2 protein-coding genes are annotated in these 23,494 nt (G+C 73.5%); both read left to right on the forward strand.

The features are described from left to right. Positions 1-95 precede the first annotated feature (95 nt). Positions 96-17,414, forward strand: a complete 17,319-nt coding sequence (locus ACFPIJ_RS64630) for a type I polyketide synthase (RefSeq protein ID WP_380129409.1) — start codon at positions 96-98, stop codon at positions 17,412-17,414. A 39-nt stretch (positions 17,415-17,453) separates the two neighbouring features. Further along, positions 17,454-23,494: SDR family NAD(P)-dependent oxidoreductase (locus ACFPIJ_RS64200; protein ID WP_417323616.1), on the forward strand; the 6,041-nt coding region annotated here is incomplete at its 3' end.

The raw sequence follows: 23,494 nt of genomic DNA on the forward strand, positions 1-23,494 counted from the left end.
TGATTCCATCAATCTTCGCGGCAGTTGGTGGAAAGACGTCACGGTCCGTACCAGGGCCCATTTCATCTCGTTTCAGGACTGAATTTGGGGCGCCGATGTCTGCAGTGCGCGTCGACACCGATACGGTCGCCGTCGTCGGAATGGCCTGCCGGTTGCCGGGGGCGGCGTCACCCGCCGATTTCTGGCGGCTGGTGCGCGACGGGGTGGATGCCGTCCGCGAAGCGCCGGCTGACCGCTGGCCGCTCGACACCGACCGCCCGCAGGGCGGATACCTCGATCAGGTGGACCGGTTCGACCCGGCCTTCTTCGACATCGGCCCCCGCGAGGCGGCCGCGATGGACCCGCAGCAGCGGCTGATCCTCGAGCTGAGCTGGGAAGCGCTCGAACACGCCGGGGTCCTGCCGCAGCGCCTGCGGGACAGCGCCACCGCCGTGTTCGTCGGCGCCATGGCCGGCGACTACGCCACCGTCGCCCAGCGCGGCGCCGGCGCGCCCATCGGCCGGCACACCGTCACCGGCCTCAACCGCGGCATCATCGCCAACCGCGTCTCCTACGCCCTCGGACTGCGCGGCCCGAGCGTCACCGTCGACGCCGGGCAGGCGTCCTCGCTCGTCGCCGTCCACCTCGCCTGCGACAGCCTGCGCTCCGGACAGGCCGACACCGCCCTGGCCGCCGGCGTCCACCTCAACCTCGCCCCCGAGAGCACCCTCGGTATGGAGGCGTTCGGCGCGCTCTCCCCGGACGGGCGCTGCCGCACCTTCGACGCCGACGCCAACGGGATCGTGCGCGGCGAGGGCGGCGTGGTGGTGGTCCTCAAGACCCTGGCGCGGGCACTCGCCGACGGTGACCACGTGTACTGCGTCATCCGCGGCAGCGCCGTCAACCATGACGGGGGCGGCGCGAGCCTGACCACCCCGGTCGCCGACGCCCAGCAGGACGTCCTGCGCACCGCCTACGCGCAGGCCGCGGTCGCTCCGGACGAGGTGCAGTACGTGGAGCTGCACGGCACCGGCACCGCGCTCGGCGACCCGATCGAGGCCGCCGCCCTCGGCGCGGTCCTCGGCGGGCACCCGTCCGGCCGTGGCGCGCTCGCCGTCGGCTCGGTGAAGACCAACATCGGCCACCTCGAAGGCGCCGCCGGCCTGGCCGGGCTGCTGAAGACCGTGCTCGCCATCGCCCACCGCCGTATCCCGCCGAGTCTGCACTTCCGCACGCCCAACCCGCGGATCGACCTCGACGGCCTCGGGCTGCGCGTGCAGACCGAACTGACCCGGTGGCCGCACGACGACAGGCCTCTCGTCGCGGGGGTCAGCGCCTTCGGGATGGGCGGCACCAACTGCCATGTCGTCCTCGCCGAACCCCCGGCGGCGGCGCCACCGGACACCTCCGCCGGCACCTTCGCGGTCGTCCCCTGGGTGCTGTCGGCGCGGTCCGAGCCGGCGCTGCGCGAGCAGGCCCGCCGGATCCACGCGTTCGCCGCCGACACGCCGGACGTGCCCGCGGCGGACGTCGCGCACGCGCTCGCCACCACCCGTGCCGCCTTCGAGCACCGCGCCGTCGTCCTCGGCCCCGACCGTGCGGCGCTGCTCGACGGGCTCGCCGCGCTCGCCGAGGACCGGCCCTCACCCGCGGTCGTCACCGGCACCGCGAGGACCGGCCGGACCGCCTTCGTCTTCTCCGGCGAGGGCGCGCAGTGGCCCGGCATGGCGCTGGAACTGCTCGAGACGTCGCCGGTCTTCGCCGCCGAGATCGACGCGTGCGACCGGGCCCTGCGCCCGTACGTCGACTGGTCGCTCACCGAGGTCCTGCGCGATCCGGGCACCACGCCCCTGCTGGACCGCGTCGACGTCATCCAGCCGGTCCTGTTCGCCGTCCGGGTCGCGCTGACCGCGCTGTGGCGCGCACACGGGATCGAGCCGCAAGCGGTGGTGGGCAGCTCACAAGGCGAGGTCGCCGCCGCCTACATCGCCGGCGGTCTCTCGCTCGACGACGCGACCAGAGTCATCGCGCTGCGCAGCCGGATCGGCGCGGTGCTGGTCGGGCACGGCGGCATGGCGACGGTGGCGCTGGAGCGCACCGCCGTCGAGGAGCTGCTCGAGCCCTGGCGGGGCCGGGTGACCGTCGCCGCCGTCAACGGCCCCGGCGCCACGGTCGTCGCCGGCGACACCGACGCCGTCGCCGAGTTCGTCGAGCACTGCGTCGGCGCGGGGCACCAGGCCCGGCCCATCCGCACCAAGTACGCCTCGCACTGCGCCCACGTCGACCAGGTCCGCGACGAGCTGCTGGCGGCCCTCGCAGGGATCAGCCCGCGCACCGGCACCATCCCGTTCTACTCCACCGTGCACGAGCGCTGGGTCGACACCGCCGAGCTCGACGCCGACTACTGGTTCCAGAACTTCCGCCGCCCGGTGGAGTTCGAGTCGGCAGTCCGGGGGCTGCTCGCCGACGGCTACCGGTTCTTCGTCGAACCGAGCCCGCATCCGCTGCTCACCCAGTCGATCCGGGACATCGTCGAGGACAGCACCGGCCCCGGCGGCGAGCCGGTCGACGCGGTCGCGTCCGGCACGCTCCGCCGGGACGACGGCGGCCTGACCCGGTTCCTGACCTCCCTCGCCGAGCTCGCCACGGCTGGCGCCGAGGCGACCTGGACGGCCGCGCTCGACGGCCACCGCCCGCGCCGGGTGGAGCTGCCCACGTATCCGTTCCAGCGCACCGCGTTCTGGCTCAAGGGCACCGACGACGCCCGCGGCCGCCGGGTCGGGGACGAACCGGACGCGGCGCCGGACCCGGCCGAGGCGGGCCCGCGGGCCACGCTGACGCAACTGCTCGCCGAGGTGCCGGAGGAACAACACCACCGGGTGGTGCTCGACCTGGTGCGCTCCCACGCCGCGGCGATCCTGGGCCACGCCACGCCGGACGCCGTCGACCCCCGGCGGACGTTCCGCGAGCACGGCTTCGACTCCCTCACCGCGGTGGACCTCCGCAACCGCCTCGTCCGGGCGACCGGGCTGCGGCTGCCCCGGACCCTGGCCTTCGACCAGCCGACCCCGCAACGGCTCGCCCGGCACCTGCTGGCCGAGGCGACCGGGACACCCGGCCCGGCGGCGACCGCCACGGCGGGCGCGAGCGCCGAACCGGTCGCGATCGTCGGCATGGGCTGCCGGTACGCCGGCGGCGTCCGCAGCCCCGAAGACCTGTGGCGGCTGCTCGTCGACGAAGGCGACGCGGTCACCGGGTTCCCCACCGACCGCGGCTGGGACCTCGACGGTCTCCCCGGCGCCGGCCCGCTGACGGCGGGCGCGTTCCTGCACGACGCCGCCGAGTTCGACGCAGCGTTCTTCGGCATCTCCCCGCGCGAGGCCCTCGCCATGGAGCCGCAGCAGCGGGTGCTGCTGGAGACCGCGTGGGAGACGCTCGAGCGCGCCGGCGTCGACCCGCTCAGCCTGCGCGGCAGCGACACCGGCGTGTTCGTCGGCGCGATGGCCCAGGAGTACGGCCCGCGCCTGCACGAGGCACCGGAGACGGTCGAAGGGCACGTCCTGACCGGCACCACGACCAGCGTCGCGTCCGGCCGCATCGCCTACACCCTCGGCCTCGAAGGCCCGGCGGTGACCGTCGACACGGCGTGCTCGTCCTCGCTGGTCGCGCTGCACCTCGCGGTGCAGTCGCTGCGGGCGGGGGAGTGCGGACTCGCCCTCGCCGGCGGGGTCACCGTCATGTCCACGCCCGGCATCTTCGTCGAGTTCAGCAAGCAGCGCGGGCTGGCCGCCGACGGCCGGTGCAAGGCGTTCGCGGAGTCCGCCGACGGCACCGGCTGGGGCGAGGGCGCCGGTCTGCTGCTCCTGGAACGGCTGTCCGACGCCCGCCGCAACGGTCATCGGGTCCTCGCGGTGGTGCGGGGCAGCGCGGTGAACCAGGACGGTGCGTCCAATGGTCTGACGGCCCCGAACGGTCCGTCGCAGCAGCGGGTGATCCGGCAGGCCCTCGCTGGTGCGGGGTTGGCGCCGTCCGATGTGGATGCGGTGGAGGCGCACGGCACGGGTACCCGGCTGGGCGATCCGATCGAGGCGCAGGCGCTGCTGGCGACGTACGGGCAGGACCGACCGGCGGATCGTCCGCTGTGGCTGGGTTCGGTGAAGTCGAACATCGGGCACACGCAGGCCGCGGCCGGTGTCGCCGGTGTGATCAAGATGGTCCTGGCGATGCGGGCCGACCTGCTGCCGCGCACCCTGCACGTCGACGCCCCCTCGTCCTACATCGACTGGTCGGCGGGTGCGGTCCGGCTGCTGTCGGAGGCCCGGTCGTGGCCGGAAACCGGCCGCCCACGGCGGGCGGGTGTGTCGTCGTTCGGGATCAGCGGCACCAACGCCCACGTGCTGCTGGAGGCCGTGCCCGCCGACGAACCCGGCGCGCCGGCGCCGTTCCCAGGCCCCGTCCCGTTCTCGCTGGCGGCGAAGACCGCGGAGGGCCTGACCGGGCAGGCGGAGCGACTGCGGATGTTCGTGACCACGAACCCCGGCCTCGAGCCGGCCGCCGTCGGCGCGGCACTGGTGACCGGCCGGGCCGCCCTGGACCACCGCGCCGTCGTCCTGGCCGCGGACCTCACCGGCCTCGCCGAAGGGCTCGCCGCGCTGGAGCGGGACGCCGCCGACCCCGGCGTGGTGCGTGGGACGGCGACCGATGGCCGGCTGGCGTTCCTGTTCACCGGGGCGGGCGCCCAACGGGCCGACATGGGCCACGGGCTGCGCGAACGGTTCCCCGTCTTCGCCGAAGCCTATGACGCGATCTACGCCCGCTTCGACGCGCTGCTGGACCAGCCGCTGCGGGACGCGGACGTGCACCAGATCGCATACACGCAGCCCGCCGTGTTCGCGCTCGAGGTGGCGGTGTGCCGCCTCGTCGAGTCGTTCGGCATCACCCCGGACTACGTGGTGGGCCACTCGATCGGCGAGCTCGCCGCCGCACACGTGGCCGGCGTGCTGTCGCTGGACGACGCGGTGAAGCTGGTCGCGGCACGGGGCACCTTGATGCAGGCACTGCCTGCGGAAGGGGCGATGCTGGCGGTCGAGGGCACCGAGGCCGACATCCGGGCGGCGCTGGAGCCGTTCGCCGGCCGGGTGGACGTCGCCGCCATCAACAGCCCCAACTCCATCGTGATCTCCGGCGAGGCCGCGGCCGTCGAGGAACTCGCCGCCACCTTCAACGACCGGAAGACCACCCGCCTCAAGATCTCCCACGCCTCCCACTCGCCGCTGGTGGAGCCGATGCTGGAGCAGTTCGGTGCGGTCGCCGCCGGCCTGACCTACGCCCCGCCGCGGATCCCGATCATCTCCACCCTGACCGGGCAGCCGGTCGAACTGCACACCGCCGACTACTGGGTCCGCCAGGTGCGGGAGGCCGTCCGCTTCGCCGACGGGGTGACGTGGCTGGAGACGAACGGCGTCAACCGGTTCCTGGAGGTCGGGCCGGCCGGCGTGCTCACCGCGATGGCGCAGGACTGCCTGGAGGGCGAGGCGGTGCTGGCCGCGGCGCTGCGCAAGGACCGCGACGAACCCACCAACCTCCTGCACGCCCTGGCCACCCTGCACGTCAACGGCGTCGACGTCGACTGGACCGCGCTCCTGCCCGCCGGCCGCCAGGTCGAGCTGCCCACCTACCCGTTCCGGCGGGACCGGCACTGGCCGCCGGTGACCGCCACGCCCGGTGACCTCGCCGCGCTCGGCCTGACCGCCGTCACGCACCCCCTGCTCGGCGCCGTCGTGCCGCTCGCCGACGGCGACGGGACCGTCCTCACCGGGCGGCTGTCCACCGGCACCCACCCGTGGCTGGCCGACCACCGCATCCTGGACCGCATCCTGCTGCCGGGCACGGCCTTCGTCGAACTCGCCCTCCACCTCGGCGCCGTCCGCGAACTGACCATCGAAGCGCCCCTGGTCGTCCCCGACACCGGCAGCATCCAGCTGCAGGTCCGTGTCGGGCCGCCCGACGGCACCGGCGACCGGCCCGTCCGGATCTCGTCCCGGCTCGACGGCACCGACACCTGGACCCGCCACGCCACCGGACTCGTCACCGCCGGACCGGCCGAGCCCACCTTCGACCTCACCACCTGGCCGCCGGCGGGCGCGCAGCCGATCGACGTCGACGACGTCTACCCCACGGTGCGCGCCGTCGGCTACGGCTACGGGCCGGTGTTCCAGGGCCTGCGCCGCGCCTGGCGGCTCGGCCACGACATCCTCGCCGAGGTCGCCCTGCCCGAGACGGCGCACGGCGACGCCGAGCGGCACGCGCTGCACCCGGCGCTGCTCGACGCGGCCCTGCACGCGGCCATCACCGGCGGATTCCTCACCGACCCCGGCCGCCCGGCGCTGCCGTTCGCCTGGACCGGGGTGTCGCTGCACGCGGTCGGCGCGACGATGCTGCGGGTCCGGCTGGCGCCGGCGGGAACCGACGCGGTGTCGCTGCAACTCGCCGACGGCACCGGCGCGCCGGTGGCGACGATCGACGGCCTCGCGCTGCGACCAGTGCCCGAGCGGCTGCTCGACGCCGGCGCCGCCGCCGCGTCCGAGTCCATGTTCACGGTCGACTGGACGCCCCTGCCCGCCGGCGCGGCCGCGACCCCGCCCGGCGGGCTCGTGGTGCTCGGCGACCCGGCTGTCGCCGACCGGCTCGGCGCCGCCGCCGTCGACGACCTCTCCGGGGTGGCCGACGGCACCGCCACCGTGCTGCTGCCCGTCACGGACCCGGTCGCCGGCCTCACCGGCGCGGACACCCGCGTCCGCGCGACCCTGGACCGGGTGCGCCTGCTCGCACAGGAATGGCTGACCGGCGAACGGTTCACCGAGGGCCGTCTCGTGGTCGTCACGAGCGGCGCGGTGCCGGTCGACGGTCCCGTGTCCGACCCGGTGGGTGCCGCCGTCTGGGGGTTGCTGCGTTCGGCGCAGACCGAGAACCCGGGCCGGATCGTGCTGGTCGACGTGGATGGTGCGGATGCGTCGTGGCCGCTCGTGCCCGGTGTTGCCGGGTGGGACGAGCCGGCGTTGGCGGTCCGCGGCGGAGTCGCGGTTGTTCCGCGCCTGGCGCGCGCGACCCTGGACGCCGCTCCGGCTGAGCCGCCGGCGCACGGGACAGTGCTGATCACCGGTGGTACCGGTGTGCTGGGTGGAATCGTGGCCGAGCATCTGGTCCGTGCCCACGGTGTGCGGCATCTGGTCCTGACCAGTCGTCAGGGGTCGACCGCGCCGGGTGCCGCTGAGTTGGTGGCGCGGCTGTCGGAGGCGGGTGCGTCCGTCGAGGTGGTGGCGTGCGACGCGGCCGATCGTGCGGCGCTGGCCGGGGTGTTGGCCGCGGTTCCGGCGGAGGTGCCGCTGACCGGTGTCGTGCATGCCGCTGGGGTGCTTGACGACGGGGTGTTCGGGGCGTTGACCCTCGACCGCCTGGAAGGCGTGTTGCGGCCGAAGGTGGATGCGGCGGTACACCTGCATGAGCTGACGAAAGACATGGACCTGGCGTGGTTCGTGATGTTCTCGTCGGCGTCGGCGACGTTCGGCGGTGCCGGGCAGGCGAACTACGCGGCGGCGAACGCGTTCCTGGACGGTCTGGTGTCCTACCGGCGTGGTGCCGGGCTGCCCGGCATCTCGTTGGGCTGGGGGTTGTGGGCCGAGGCGTCGGGCATGACCGCCCACCTCGCCACCCGCGACGTGGCCCGCATCGGGGGCGGACTGTCCACCGTGGACGCGCTCACGCTCTTCGACGCGGCGATGACCGCCGGGCACGCGCACGTGGTGCCCAACCGGATCGACGTGCGCGGCCTACGGGACCGGTCCGGCTCCGCACCCGTGCCGGCCCTCCTGCGCGGACTGGTGCCGCCCCCCGCGCGCCGCGCCGCGACCGGCACCGGCGCCAGCGGCAGCACCGGCCTGACCGACCGGCTCATCGGCGTCCCGACCGCACAGCGGCAGCGGATACTGCTCGACCTGGTGCGCACCCAGGCCGCCGCCGTCTTCGGGTACGCCTCGGCCGACACCATCGACGCCGAGCGCTCGTTCAAGGAGCTCGGCCTCGACTCGCTGACCGCCGTCGAACTGCGCAACCGGCTCGCCACCGTCACAGGCCTCCGCCTGCCCGCGACCCTGATCTTCACGTATCCGTCGCTCACCGCCGTCGCCGACTTCCTGCTCACCCAGCTTGTCGTGCAGGAGGAAACCCCGCCGGCCCCGGACGTGACCGCGGCCGCGCCGACCGACGAGCCGATCGCGATCGTCGGCATGAGCTGCCGGTTCCCCGGCGGCGTCGGCAGCCCCGACGACCTGTGGCGCCTGGTCGCCGACGGGATCGACGGCGTCTCGGGCTTCCCCACCAACCGCGGCTGGGACATCGACGCCATCTACGACGCCGACGCCGACCGGCCCGGCACGACGTACGCGCGCGAGGGCGGGTTCCTGTACGACGCCGACACCTTCGACGCCGCGTTCTTCGGCATCTCCCCCCGCGAGGCCCTGGCGATGGACCCGCAGCAGCGACTGCTGCTGGAGTGCGCCTGGGAGGCGTTCGAGTCCGCCGGTGTCGACCCGCGCACCGTCCGCGGCACGCGCACCGGGGTGTTCGCCGGCCTCATGTACCACGACTACGCCGCCATCATGAACGTCGACGCCGTTCCGGACGCCGACGGATACCTCGGCGTCGGCGCGGCCGGCAGCGTCGCCTCCGGCCGGATCGCCTACACGTTCGGCCTCGAGGGCCCCGCGATCACCGTCGACACGGCGTGCTCCTCATCGCTCGTCGCGCTGCACTGGGCGGCGGAGGCGATCCGCCGCGGCGAGTGCACCATGGCGCTCGCCGGCGGTGTGACGGTCATGGCGACCCCGGGGATCTTCATCGACTTCTCCCGCCAGCGCGGCCTCGCCCCCGACGGCCGGTGCAAATCGTTCGCGGCCGGTGCGGACGGCACCGGCTGGTCCGAGGGCGCCGGCCTGCTGCTGCTCGAGCGGCTCTCCGACGCGCAGCGGCTCGGCCACGAGGTCTTCGCGGTCATCCGCGGCACGGCGGTCAACCAGGACGGCGCTTCGAACGGGCTCACCGCCCCCAACGGCCTGGCCCAGCAGCGAGTCATCGGCCAGGCCCTGACCAGCGCGGGCCTGCGACCCTCCGACGTGGACGCCGTCGAGGCCCACGGCACCGGCACCGCGCTCGGCGACCCGATCGAGGCCGAGGCGCTGCTGGCGACCTACGGTCAGGGCCGCCCCGCCGACCAGCCGGTGTGGCTGGGGTCGCTCAAGTCCAACATCGGCCACGCCCAGGCGGCCGCCGGTGTCGGCGCCGTCATCAAGATGGCGATGGCGATGCGGCACGGCATCCTGCCCCGGACCCTGCACGTCGACGCGCCGTCGCCGCACGTGGACTGGTCCTCCGGCGCCGTGCAGCTGCTCACCGAGGCGCAGCCGTGGCCGGAGACCGGCCGCCCCCGCCGCGCCGCGGTCTCGTCGTTCGGCATCAGCGGCACTAACGCCCACGCCGTTCTCGAACAGGCACCGCCGGCGCCGGTACCCGCCGCGGGCGCACCAGCCGCCGGTCCGGTGCCCTGGGTTCTGTCGGCTCGGTCGGGTCCGGCGCTGCGGGGCCAGGCGGCCCGGCTGCACGCCTTCGCAGCCGCTCGGGCCGACGTCGATCCGGCGGTTGTCGGGGCGTCGCTCGTGCACGACCGGACCATCCTCGAGCACCGCGCGGTCGTCGTCGCCGACGACTGGGACGGCCTTCTCGCCGGACTCACCGGCCTTGCCGCCGACGAGCCCGGGCCCGGCACGGTCCGCGGCACCGCGGGCGGTGGCCGTCTGGCGTTGCTGTTCACCGGTCAGGGTGCGCAGCGTTCCGATATGGGACGCGGCCTGTATGAGCGGTTCCCGGTCTTCGCCGACGCCTACGACGCGGTCTGTGCCCGGTTCGATCTGCTGCTGGATGTTTCGTTGCGGGATGCGGATGTGAACCAGACCGTGTACACGCAGGCGTCGTTGTTCGCGTTGGAGGTGGCGCTGTTCCGTCTGGTGGAGTCGTTCGGTCTGCGTCCGGACTTCCTGCTGGGTCACTCGATCGGTGAGCTCGCGGCCGCGCACGTCGCTGGGGTGCTGTCCCTTGACGACGCGGTGGCGTTGGTCGCCGCCCGTGGCCGGCTGATGCAGGCGTTGCCGGCTGGTGGGGCGATGCTGGCGGTGCAGGCGACCGAGGCCGAGGTGCGGACCGCACTGGAGCCGTTCGCCGGCAGGGTCGACGTCGCTGCGGTCAACGGTCCGACGTCGATCGTGGTCTCTGGTGACGCGTCGGTGATCGACGGGCTGTTCAGGGACCGTAAGACGTCGCGGTTGACGGTGTCGCATGCGTTCCATTCGCCGTTGATGGAGCCGATGCTGGAGGAGTTCCGGGCGGTTGCTGCTGGCCTGACTTTTGCGCCGCCGCAGATTCCGATCGTGTCGAACCTGACCGGCCAGCTGGTTGAGGAGTACACCGCGGACTACTGGGTCCGGCATGTGCGTGAGGCGGTCCGGTTCGCTGACGGGGTCGCGTGGCTTTCGGGGAACGGGGTGAGCCGGTTCCTGGAGGTCGGGCCGTCCGGGGTGCTCTCCGCGATGGCGCAGCAGTGCCTCACCGGTGAGACCGTGCTGGCCCCGGCGCTGCGCAAGGACCGCGACGAGCCCACCAGCCTGCTGCACGCCCTGGGCACCCTGTACGTCAACGGGGTCGACGTCGACTGGACCACGATCCTGCCCCGCGGTGGTCGCGTCGACCTGCCCACCTACGCGTTCCAAGGGGAACGGTTCTGGCCGGAGCCCGCCGCTCCGAGCGCCGCCCCCGGAACCCCGGCCGAGCAGCAGTTCTGGGACGCGGTCGAGCGCGGCGACCTCGACGCCGTCGCGGATCGCCTGCGCGTGCCGGCGGATCGCCGCAACGCCCTCGGCGATGTCCTGCCCGTGCTGTCGTCGTGGCGCCGCGAGCAGCGCACCACCACGGAGCTTGACGGCCGGCGGTACCAGGAGGCCTGGAAGCCTGTCGAACTCGCGCCCGCCGAGGGGTCCGGGCTGTGGCTCGCGATCGTGCCGGACGGCGCCGCCACCGGCGACGTCCTCGATGCCCTGTGCCATGCCGGCGCCCGGCTCGTCGAGCTCACCATCGAACCCACCGACCTCGACCTGACCCGTGCGCTCAGCGAACGGATCGAGGCTCTGAGCACCGAGCCGCTCGCCGGGATCATCGCCCTCACCGGGCTCGCGACCGGCGCCCTGCCCGGGCACCCCGACGTGCCCGCCGGGCTCGCGCTGACCGCCGCCGTCGTGCAGGCGCTGGCGGCCACCGGCACCACCATCCCGCTGTGGTGCCTCACCCGCGGTGCCGTCTCCATCGGCCGCGGCGACCCGCTGCGCTCGGCGCCGCAGGCCCAGATCTGGGGTCTCGGCCGGGTCGCCGCGCTCGAACACCCCGAGCTTTGGGGCGGCCTCGTCGACGTGCCCGACATGCTCGACACCCGGGCCGGGCGCCGGCTCCTCGCCGTCCTCACCGCCGGCGACGAGGACCAGGCCGCCGTGCGCGACTCCGGTGTCTTCGGCCGGCGGCTGGTGCGCGCGCCGCTGCCCGACGTGCCGGCCGAACTGCCCCTCGACGGCCCGGGGAGCGTGCTCGTCACCGGCGGCACAGGCGCGCTCGGTGCCGTCGTGGCCCGGTGGCTCGCCGGCCGCGGGGTCCGGCACCTGCTGCTCACCAGCCGGCGCGGCCCGGACGCTCCCGGCGCCGCGGACCTCGCCGCCGAGCTTCGCGCGCTCGGCGCCACGGTGTCCGTCGTCGCGTGCGACGCCGCCGACCCGGTCGCGCTCGCCGCGACCCTCGCCGCCATCCCGGAGGACCAGCCGCTGCGGGGTGTCGTGCACGCCGCGGGCGTGGTCGACGACGCCGTCCTGACCGCGCACACACCCGAACGGTTCGCGACCGTGCTGCGCGCCAAGGCGACCGCGGCCACCAACCTCGACGCCGCGACGCGGGACCACGACCTCACCATGTTCGTGCTCTTCGCCTCCCTCGCGGGCACCGTCGGCAACGCCGGCCAGGCCGCGTACGCCGCCGCGAACGCGTTCCTCGACGGGCTCGCCCGGCAGCGGCGGCAGCAAGGGCTCGCCGCGACCTCCATCGCGTGGGGTCCCTGGGCCGAGGCGGGAATGGCGGCAGCCGACACCGTCGCGCAGCGCCTGCACCGGACCGGCCTCATCGCCATGCCGGCGCACGACGCGCTGGCCTCCCTCGAACTCGCCGTCCGCGCCGACGACGAGGCCGTCACGATCGCCGACGTCGACTGGGCCCGGTTCGGGCGCGCCTTCGCCGGCGCGCGGCCCACCCGCCTCCTGGAGGCCCTCGTGCCGTCCGGCGGCGGCGACGCCGGAGCGGACCGCGACCTCCGCGACCGCCTGGCCGCCCTCCCGGCCGCCGAGCGCCGGCACGCGCTGCTCGACCTGGTGCGCACCAGGTCCGCGCTCATCCTCGGTCACAACGGCGCCGGCGCGGTCGACGCCGACCGGGCCTTCCGCGACGCCGGCTTCGACTCGCTCACCGCGGTGGAACTGCGCAACAGCCTGGCGGGGCTCACCGGCCTCGCACTGCCCGCCTCCCTCGTCTTCGACCACCCCAACCCGGCCGCCCTCACCGATCACCTGGTCCAGCTGCTCGGCACCGAACACACCAAGACCGATGTTGTTTCGTCGTCCTTCGTGGATGGTCGGGATCCGGTGGTGATTGTGGGGATGTCGTGCCGGTTGCCGGGTGGTGTGGTGGATCCGGAGGGGTTGTGGGGTTTGGTGTCGGGTGGGGTGGATGGGTTGTCGGGCTTCCCGGTGGATCGTGGTTGGGGTGGGGGTCTACCGGTTGGGGTGGGTGGATTTGTTGATGGTGTGACGGATTTCGATGCGGAGTTGTTCGGGGTTTCTCCGCGGGAGGCCCTCGCCATGGATCCGCAGCAGCGGGTGTTGCTGGAGCTGGTGTGGGAGGTGTTCGAGCGGGCGGGGATCGACCCTCGCGGGATGCGCGGCTCGCGGACGGGGGTCTTCGTCGGGACGAATGGCCAGGACTATGCGGGTGTGGTGGCGGATTCGGGGGAGCGGTCGGTTGACGGGTTCGTAGGGACCGGGAACGCGGCGGCGGTGTTGTCGGGGCGGGTGTCGTATGCGTTCGGGCTGGAGGGACCAGCCGTGACGGTCGACACGGCGTGCTCGTCCTCTCTCGTCGGATTGCACCTGGCCGTGCAGTCGTTGCGGGTGGGTGAGTGTGGCCTGGCGGTGGTTGGTGGGGTGACGGTGATGTCGTCGCCGGGGGCGTTTGTGGAGTTTGCGCGGCAGGGTGGTTTGGCCTCGGATGGCCGGTGCAAGGCGTTTGCGGCGGCGGCGGATGGCACCGGGTGGGGTGAGGGTGTCGGCGTGCTGTTGCTGGAGCGGTTGTCCGATGCGCGCCGTAACGGTCATGAGGTTTTGGCGGTGGTGCGTGGGAGTGCGGTGAATCAGGATGGTGCGTCGAATGGTCTGACGGCGCCGAATGGTCCGTCGCAGCAGCGGGTGATCCGGCAGGCTCTGGCGAGTGCCGGCCTCACGCCGTCCGATGTGGACGCGGTTGAGGCGCACGGGACCGGCACCCGGTTGGGCGATCCGATCGAGGCACAGGCGTTGCTGGCCACGTACGGGCAGGACCGGCCGGCGGATCGTCCGTTGTGGCTGGGGTCGGTGAAGTCGAACATCGGGCACACGCAGGCGGCTGCGGGTGTCGCTGGTGTGATCAAGATGGTTCTTGCCATGCGGCACGGGATGCTGCCGCGGACATTGCACGTGGATGCGCCGACGCCGCACGTGGACTGGTCGTCGGGTGCGGTGGAGTTGTTGACCGAGGCTCGGCCGTGGGTGGTGTCGGGTCGGCCGCGGCGGGCTGGTGTGTCATCGTTCGGGCTGAGCGGCACCAACGCGCACGTGGTGCTGGAGGGAGCACCGGCCGAGGAGCCGGTGGAGCCGCGACCGTTCGTCGGTCCTGTGCCGTTGGTGCTGGCGGCGAAGTCGGCGGTGAGCCTGGCCGAGCAGGCCGGACGGCTGCGCGCATTCGCGGCGGCGGACCCTGAACTGGACCTGGCGGCGGTGGGTGTGACCCTGGCGCGGGGACGGGCGGCGCTGGAGCACCGTGTTGTCGTGCTGGCCGAGTCGGTGCCGGGATTCGTTGACGGACTGGCCGCACTGGCGGGAGACGCCGCGACCACCGATGTCGTGCGGGGCTCGGTGAGCGAGGGGCGCCTGGCCCTGCTGTTCACCGGTCAAGGCGCGCAACGGTCCGGCATGGGCCAGGGTCTGTACGAGCGGTTCCCGGTGTTCGCCGACGCCTACGACGCCGTCGCTGCCCGATTCGACACGCTGCTGGACGTTTCGTTGCGGGATGCGGACGTGAACCAGACCGTCTACACGCAGGCGTCGTTGTTCGCGCTGGAAGTGGCGCTGTTCCGCCTCATCGAATCGTTCGGTCTGCGTCCGGACTTCCTGTTGGGTCACTCGATCGGCGAGCTGGCCGCCGCGCACGTGGCGGGGGTGCTGTCGCTGGACGACGCGATCCAGCTGGTTGCGGCGCGGGGTCGGTTGATGCAGGCGTTGCCGGCGGGTGGGGCGATGCTGGCGGTGCAGGCGACCGAGGCTGAGGTCCGTTCCGCGTTGGAGCCGTTCGCCGGCAGGGTCGACATCGCCGCCGTCAACGGTCCGACGTCGATCGTGGTGTCCGGTGACGCGTCGGTGATCGACCAGCTCTTCAGGGACCGAAAGACGTCGCGGCTGACGGTGTCGCACGCGTTCCACTCGCCGTTGATGGAGCCGATGCTGGCGGAGTTCCGGGCGGTTGCCGCCGGGCTGACCTATGCGCTGCCACGTATCCCGATCGTGTCGAACCTGACCGGTGAGCTCGTTGAGGAATACACCGCCGACTACTGGGTCCGGCACGTCCGCGAGGCGGTCCGGTTCGCCGACGGCGTCGCGTGGCTTTCGGGGAACGGTGTGAGCCGGTTCCTGGAGGTCGGGCCGTCCGGTGTGCTGACCGCGATGGCGCAGCAGTGCCTCACCGGCGGCGAGACCGTGCTGGCCGCTGCGCTGCGCAAGGACCGCGACGAACCCACCACGCTGTTGCACGCCCTGGCCACCCTGCACGTCAACGGGGTCGACGTCGACTGGACCACGATCCTGCCCGCCAGCCGCCACGTCGACCTGCCCACGTATGCGTTCCAGCACGAGCGGTACTGGCCGGAGGCCCGGCCGGCCGGCACGGACCCGGTCGAGGACGGCTTCTGGGCGGCGGTCGAGCGGGAGGACGCCGACGCGGTCGCCGCGACCCTCGGGCTGGACACGGCCGGAGCCCTGACCCCGTTGCTACCGGCGATGTCTGCCTGGCGGCGCCGGCGACGGGCCGGCTCCGTCGTGGGCGGCTGGCGGCACGACGTTGTCTGGAAGCAGGTCACCGACCTGCCCACGGCGCCGCTGACCGGCACATGGCTCGTGGCCGTGCCCGCCGGCACGGACGGCGGCGACGTGACCGGCGCGCTGCGGCGGGCCGGTGCCCGGGTCGTCGAGATCGCCGTGGCCGCGGGCGAGGACCGGGCGGCGCTCGCCGAACGGATCGCCACCACACGCACCGGCGGGGAACCGGCCGGCGTGCTCTCGCTGCTCGCGCTCGACGGCACGGCCCACCCTGAGCATCCCGAGGTGCCCACCGGCCTCGCCGCGACCGTGACGCTGCTGCAGGCGCTGCAGGACGGTGACGTCCAGGCCCGGCTGTGGTGCCTGACCCGGGGCGCGGTCGCGACGGACCCGACGGAGCCGCTGCGCAGTGCCGAGCAGGCACAGGTCTGGGGCCTCGGCCGGGTCGCCGCGCTCGAGCTCCCGGGCAGGTGGGGCGGGCTCATCGACGTACCGGCGAACCTGAAGGACCACGACGGACCGCGACTCGCGGCGGTGCTCGCCCACGGCGGTGAGGACCAGGTCGCACTGCGGCCGTCCGGGATCCTGGCCCGGCGGCTCGTGCGCGCCACCCCGCCCGCAGCGGCCGGGACCTGGGCGCCCACCGGCACCGTCCTGATCACGGGCGGCACCGGCGCGCTCGGCGCTCACGTCGCCCGCCGGCTCGCCGCCCGCGGTGTGCCGCATCTGGTGCTGCTCAGCCGCAGCGGGCCCGACGCGCCCGGCGCCGCGGACCTCGTCGACGAACTCGGCGGCGCCGGGACGACCGTCACCGTCCGGGCCTGTGACGTCGCCGATCGCGCCGCGCTGGCCGCGGTGCTCGCCGAGATCCCGCCGGGGTCGCCGTTGTCCGGCGTTGTGCACGCGGCCGGGACGCTCGACGACTGTCCAGTTGAGACACTCGATGCCCGGCGGCTGGCCGCGGTGCTGCGGAACAAGACCGTCGCCGCGGCGCACCTCGACGAGCTGACCGCGGACCTGCCGTTGTCGATGTTTGTGCTGTTCTCGTCGATGGCCGGCTCCGTGGGCAACGCCGGGCAGGGCAACTACGCCGCGGCCAACGCGCACCTCGACGCGCTCGCCCGCCAGCGCCACGACCGTGGCCTCGTCGCCACCTCCATCGCCTGGGGACCGTGGGCGGACGCCGGGATGGCCGACAGCGACGCGGTTGCCCGGCGGCACCGCCGCACCGGCGTCACGCCGATGGACACCGCGAGCGCGCTGGCCGCGTTCGAGGATGCCCTGACCGACCCACGCCCCAACCTCACCATCGGCGACGTCGACTGGACCGCGTTCGTCACCGGCGCCGGGGCGGGCCGCCCGAACCGGCTCCTCGCCGAAGTGGCCGACGTCCACGACGTCGCGGACGACGGCGTGCAGGGGCGGCACGCGGCGCTGCACACCCAGCTCGCCGCCGCCACCGACACCGAACGCGTCCAGTTCCTGGTCGAGCTCGTGCGGGCGCAGACCGCGGTCGTGCTCGGCCACGCAACGTTCGCGAAGGTCGGCGCCGACCGCTCGTTCAAGGAGCTCGGCTTCGACTCGCTGACGGCGGTCGAACTGCGCAACCTCCTGACCACCGCCACCGGGCTGGCGCTGACCCCGACCCTGGTCTTCGACCACCCGACGCCGGCCGCGCTCGCCGAGCACCTCGCTGCGCTGCTGCACACCGGCACGGGCCGGGGCGGCGGCATCTCCACCGAGCTGGACCGGCTTGAGGCGTCGCTGTTCGGCGCCGCGCCCGACGAGCACGAACGCGACAGCATCACGGTCCGCCTCCGGGACCTCGTCGACAAATGGAACCGGACCCACGGCCACTCCGCCGGGTCTGTCCCGTTCGACGACGACGACCTCGGCGACGTGACCGCCGACGAGATGCTCGACCTCATCCAGCGTGAGTTCGGCAGCCCCAAATGACCGCACACGACATCCGCAATTGCTTGCTGGGGGAACGCCATGGCAGATGAACAGAAGCTCCTGAGCCAGCTCAAGTGGATGACCGGGGAGCTCCGGCAGACCAGCCGCCGGCTCCGCGAGGTCGAAGAGGCCGAGCAGGAGCCGATCGCGATCGTGTCCATGAGCTGCCGGTTCCCCGGCGGCGTGCGCAGCCCCGAGGACCTGTGGCGCGTCGTCGCCGCCGGCGAGGACACGATCGCACCGTTCCCCGACGGACGCGGCTGGGACCTGGACGCGCTGTACGACCCCGACGACGCCCACACCGGGACGTCGTACGTGCGTGAGGGCGGCTTCCTCGACGACGCCGACCGGTTCGACGCCGACCTCTTCGGCATCTCGCCGCGCGAGGCCGTCGCGATGGACCCGCAGCAGCGCCTGCTGCTGGAGACCTGCTGGGAGGCGTTCGAGCGGGCCGGGATCGACCCCCGGTCGTTGCGGCGCAGCCGGATCGGCGTGTTCGCCGGCACCAACGGCCAGGACTACGCCTCGCTCGTCGCCAACGATGCGGAGATCAGCGAGGGCTATCTCGCAACCGGCAGCGCGGCGAGCGTCATCTCCGGCCGGATCGCCTACACGTTCGGGTTGGAAGGACCCGCGGTCACCGTCGACACCGCCTGCTCCTCCGCGCTCGTCGCCCTGCACCTCGCGATCCAGGCCCTGCGGCGCGGTGAGTGCACGATGGCGCTCGCGAGCGGCGTCACCGTGATGACGACCCCGACGGCGTTCGTTGAGTTCAGCCGGCAGCGCGGGCTGGCCGCCGACGGGCGTTGCAAACCGTTCGCGGAGTCCGCCGACGGCACCGGCTGGGGTGAGGGCGTCGGCGTCCTGCTCGTCGAGCGTCTCTCCGACGCCCGCCGCAACGGTCATCGGGTCCTCGCGGTGGTGCGGGGCAGCGCGGTGAACCAGGACGGTGCGTCCAATGGTCTGACGGCCCCGAACGGCCCGTCGCAGCAGCGGGTGATCCGGCAGGCCCTCGCGGGTGCGGGGTTGTCGCCGGCGGAGGTCGATGTCGTCGAGGCGCACGGCACGGGTACCCGGTTGGGTGATCCGATCGAGGCGCAGGCGCTGCTGGCGACGTACGGTCAGGACCGGCCGGACGACCGTCCACTGTGGCTGGGTTCGGTGAAGTCGAACATCGGGCACACCCAGGCCGCTGCCGGCGTCGCCGGAATCATCAAGATGGTGATGGCGATGCGGCACGGGGTGTTGCCGCAGACGCTGCACGTGGACGAGCCGACCCCGCACGTGGACTGGTCGGCCGGTGCGGTCCGGCTGCTGTCGGAGGCCCGGTCGTGGCCGGAGACCGGCCGCCCGCGCCGGGCGGGCGTGTCGTCGTTCGGGATCAGCGGCACCAACGCCCACGTGCTGCTGGAAGAGGTGCCGGCCGAGGAGCCGGCGGAGTCGGAGCCCTCGGTCGGCCCGGTGCCGTTCGTGCTGGCGGCGAAGTCGGCGGAGAGCCTGGCGGAGCAGGCCGGGCGGTTGCGTGCGTTCGTGACCGGGACCCCTGGGCTGGACGCGGCGGCGGTGGGTGCGGCGCTGGCGCGGGGGCGGGCGGCGCTGGAGCACCGGGCCGTGGTGCTGGCCGATGCGACGGCAGGGCTCGCCGACGGGCTGGCCGCGCTGGAGCGGGATGCCGCGGCCGCCGACGTGGTGCGGGGCTCGGTGGGCGAGGGCCGTCTGGCGCTGCTGTTCACCGGTCAGGGCGCCCAGCGCGCGGGCATGGGCCTGGGCCTGTACGCCCAGTTCCCGGTGTTCGCCGAGGTGCACGACGACATCTGTGAGCGCTTCACGGCGCACCTGGACGTCCCGTTGCGCGACGCGGACGTGAACCAGACCGTCTATACGCAGGCGTCGTTGTTCGCGCTGGAGGTGGCGCTGTTCCGTCTGGTGGAGTCGTTCGGAGTCAAACCGGACTTCCTGCTGGGCCACTCGATCGGTGAGCTGGCCGCCGCGCATGTCGCTGGGGTGCTGTCCCTTGACGACGCGGTGGCGTTGGTCGCGGCGCGGGGTCGGTTGATGCAGGCCTTGCCGGCGGGTGGGGCGATGCTGGCGGTGCAGGCGACCGAGGCCGAGGTCCGGGCGGTGTGCGAGCCGTTCGCCGGCCGGGTCGACATCGCCGCGGTCAACGGTCCGACGTCGATTGTGGTGTCCGGTGAGGCCGCGGTGATCGACGGGCTGTTCAAGGACCGTAAGACGTCGCGGCTCACGGTGTCGCACGCGTTCCACTCGTCGCTGATGGAGCCGATGCTGGAGGAGTTCAGGGCGATCGCTGCCGGCCTGTCCTACGCGCCGCCGCAGATTCCGATCGTGTCGAACCTGACCGGCCAGCTGGTTGAGGAGTACACCGCCGACTACTGGGTCCGGCATGTGCGTGAGGCGGTCCGGTTCGCTGACGGGGTCGCGTGGCTTGAGGGCAATGGGGTGTCCCGGTTCCTGGAGGTCGGGCCGTCCGGGGTGCTGACCGCGATGGCGCAGCAGTGCCTCACCGGGGAGACCGTGCTGGCCCCGGCGCTGCGCAAGGACCGCGACGATCCCACCAGCCTGCTGCATGCCTTGGGCACCCTGCACGTCAACGGGGTCGACGTCGACTGGGCCGCGCACCTGCCCACCGATCGATTCGTGGACCTGCCCACCTACCCGTTCCGGCGGGACCGGTTCTGGCCGCCGGTGACCGCGGTTCGCGGCGACCTCGCAGCCACCGGCCTGACCGCGGCCGGGCACCCCCTGCTCGCCGCGGCCGTCTCCCTCGCCGACAACGACGGGATGCTGCTGACCGGGCGGCTTTCCATCCGTACCCACCCCTGGCTGGCCGACCACGTCGTCCTCGGCAAGGTGCTGCTGCCCGGGACCGCCTTCGTCGAGCTCGTGCTCCGCGCCGCGCAGCAGGTCGGTGCGGCCCGCATCGAAGAGCTCACGATCGAGGCGCCGCTCGTCATCGGCGACCGCGGCGGCGTGCAGCTGCAGGTGCGCGTGGGCAGCGCCGACGAGCGGGGCGAGCGCACCGTGCAGGTGTACTCGCGCCCCGAGCGCGACGCCGACCATGAGGGCGACTGGACCCGCCACGCGGCCGGCGTCCTCGCCGACGCGGCCGAGCCGCCGGCCGCCGGTGACCTCGCCGCCTGGCCGCCCGCCGGCGCTACCCCGATCGACCTCGACGACTTCTACGCCGACGCCGCCTCGACCCTCAGCCTCACCTACGGCCCGGCATTCCAGGGCCTGCGGCGGGCCTGGCTGCTCGACGGCGACGTCTTCGCCGAGGTGGCCCTGCCGGAGTCCGACCACGGCGACGCCCGCCGGCTCGGGCTGCACCCCGCGCTCCTGGACGCCGCACTGCACGCGACCGCGCTGGGCGGCATGCTCCCCGACGACGGCACGCCGCGCCTGCCGTTCGCCTGGACCGGCGTGGCGCTGCACGCCACCGGCGCCACCAATCTGCGCGTGCGCCTCACCCCCGCCGGGGCGGAGGCCGTGTGCCTGCAGGTCGCGGACGACACCGGCGCGGCCGTGGCCACTGTGGACGGTCTCGTGCTGCGCGCCGTCTCCAAGGCCCAGCTGTCTCCGTCCGGTGTGGCGCTGCGCGACGCGCTGTTCGCGGTCGAGTGGACGCCGCTGCCCCAGCCGCCCGCCGCCTCGACCGCCGTCGCGGCCGTCGTCGGCGACCCGGACCTGGCCGCGCGCCTCGGCGTGCCGGGTGTCGCCGACCTGGGCGACACTGCTGGCATCGAGTTGGCCGGCGCGGTGCTGGTGCCGGTCGCCGACCCGGGCACGGGCGTTGCCGGCGTGGCCGAGCGCGTCCGCGCGGTCTCCCACGACGTCCTCGCGCTCGTCCAGACCTGGCTCGCCGCGGACCGCCCGACCGGCGCCCGTCTCGTCATCGTCACGAACGGCGCGGTCCCGGCCGGCGGTGCCGCTGACGACCTGGTCGCCGCGGCGATCTGGGGGCTGTTGCGTTCGGCCCAGACCGAGAATCCCGAGCGGATCGTGCTGATCGACGTTGACGGGTCTGTGGACTCGTTGCGTCTCATCGGCGCCGCTGCCGCTCTTGGTGAGCCTGAGGTCGCGTTGCGTGCTGGTCAGGTGCTCGTGCCGCGGCTTGTTCGTGCTCTGCCGTCGACGTCGCTGTCTGTTCCGGAGGGTCCGGAGTCGTGGCGGTTGGAGACCACGGGTGGCGGGACGCTGGAGAGTCTGGTGTTGGCCGGGTCCGGCGCGGGTGTGGTGCCGCTCGGGTCTGGTGAGGTGCGGGTCGGTGTCCGTGCGACGGGTGTGAATTTCCGTGATGTGTTGCTGGGTTTGGGGGTGTATCCGGAGCCGGGGTTGATGGGGGCTGAGGGTGCGGGCGTGGTGGTCGAGGTCGCCGCGGATGTGACCGGCCTGCAGGTCGGTGATCGGGTCTTCGGCTTGTTCACCGGTGGGTTTGGCCCGTTGGTTGTGGTGGATCACCGGGTGGTTTCGGTGTTCCCGGCTGGGTGGTCGTTTGTTGAGGCGGCGTCGGTGCCGATGGCGTATCTGACGGCGTGGTATGCGTTGCGGGATTTGGCGGGTGTGCGTGCGGGGGAGTCGCTGTTGGTGCATGCGGCTGCTGGCGGGGTCGGTATGGCCGCGGTGCAGCTGGCCCGCCATTGGGGTGTCGAGGTGTACGGCACCGCGTCCGCGCCGAAGTGGGATGTGTTGCGCGGTCTCGGGCTGGACGACGCGCACATCGCGTCGTCGCGGGATCTGAGTTTCGAGGATGCGTTCCGGGCCGCGTCGGGCGGTCGTGGCGTGGATGTGGTGCTGGACGCGTTGGCGGGTGAGTTCGTTGACGCGTCGTTGCGGCTCCTGGCCCCCGGTGGCCGGTTTGTCGAGATGGGCAAGGCGGATGTTCGGGATCCGCAGGTGGTGGCGGAGCAGTACGGCGGGGCGTCGTACCGGGCGTTCGACGTCTCGGAGGCTGGTCCCGCTCGGATCGGGGTGATGCTGGCCGAGATCGTGGCGTTGTTCGAGCAGGGCGTGCTGTCGCTGTCGCCGGTCACCGCCTGGGATCTCCGCGACGCCGCGGCGGCGTTCCGCCACATGAGCCAGGCCAAGCACGTGGGCAAGAACGTGCTGACCGTCCCGGCCGCCCCGCAGGGCAGCGTGCTGATCACCGGTGGCACCGGTGGTCTGGGTGCGTTGCTGGCCGAGCACCTGGTCCGTTCGTACGGTGTCCGCAGTCTGGTGCTGACCAGTCGCCGTGGCCCGGACGCGCCGGGTGTCGCGGACCTCGTGGACCGCCTCGCCGGGTTGGGTGCCCACGCCGAGGTCGTGGCGTGTGATGTCGCGGATCGTGCGGCGCTGGCCGCGGTCGTCGCCGGTCGGGCGTTGACCGGTGTCGTGCATTGTGCCGGTGTTCTGGACGACGGTGTGTTCGCCTCGCTGACTCCTGAGCGGCTCGACGATGTGTTGCGTCCGAAGGTGGATGCTGCGGTACACCTGCATGAGCTGACGAAGGACATGGACCTGGCGTGGTTCGTGGTGTTCTCGTCGGCGTCGGCGACGTTCGGGTCCGCGGGACAGGCGAACTACGCCGCCGCCAACGCGTTCCTCGAGGCGCTCGTCTCGCACCGGCGCGGCCTCGGCCTGCCCGGCCAGTCACTTGGTTGGGGGCTGTGGGCGAACACGGCCGGCATGGGCGGGCGGCTCAGCGACACCGACGCAGGCAGGGTCGCCAGGACCGGCGCCGCGCTCACCGACGAGCAGGGCCTCGCCCTGTTCGACGCCGCACAGCAGCTCCCCGCCGCGCGGCTCGTGCCCGCGACACTCGACCTCACCGGCCTGCGCCAGCAGACCGCGGACACGCTGCCCGCCCTGCTGCGCGGGCTCGTCCGCCCGAAAGCCCGCCGGGTCGCGCAGACCGCCATCGGAGCGGACGGCTCGACCCTCGGCCGGCGGCTCGCCGCACTGCCCGAGGCCGACCGGGAGCGGTTCCTGGTCGATCTCATCCGGGAGCAGGTCGCCATCGTCCTGGGCCACGGGACGGCTGACGCCGTCGACGCCCGCCGCGCGTTCAAAGACCTCGGCTT

This window comes from Dactylosporangium cerinum (assembly GCF_042653625.1).
GTDB lineage: Bacteria > Actinomycetota > Actinomycetes > Mycobacteriales > Micromonosporaceae > Dactylosporangium > Dactylosporangium cerinum.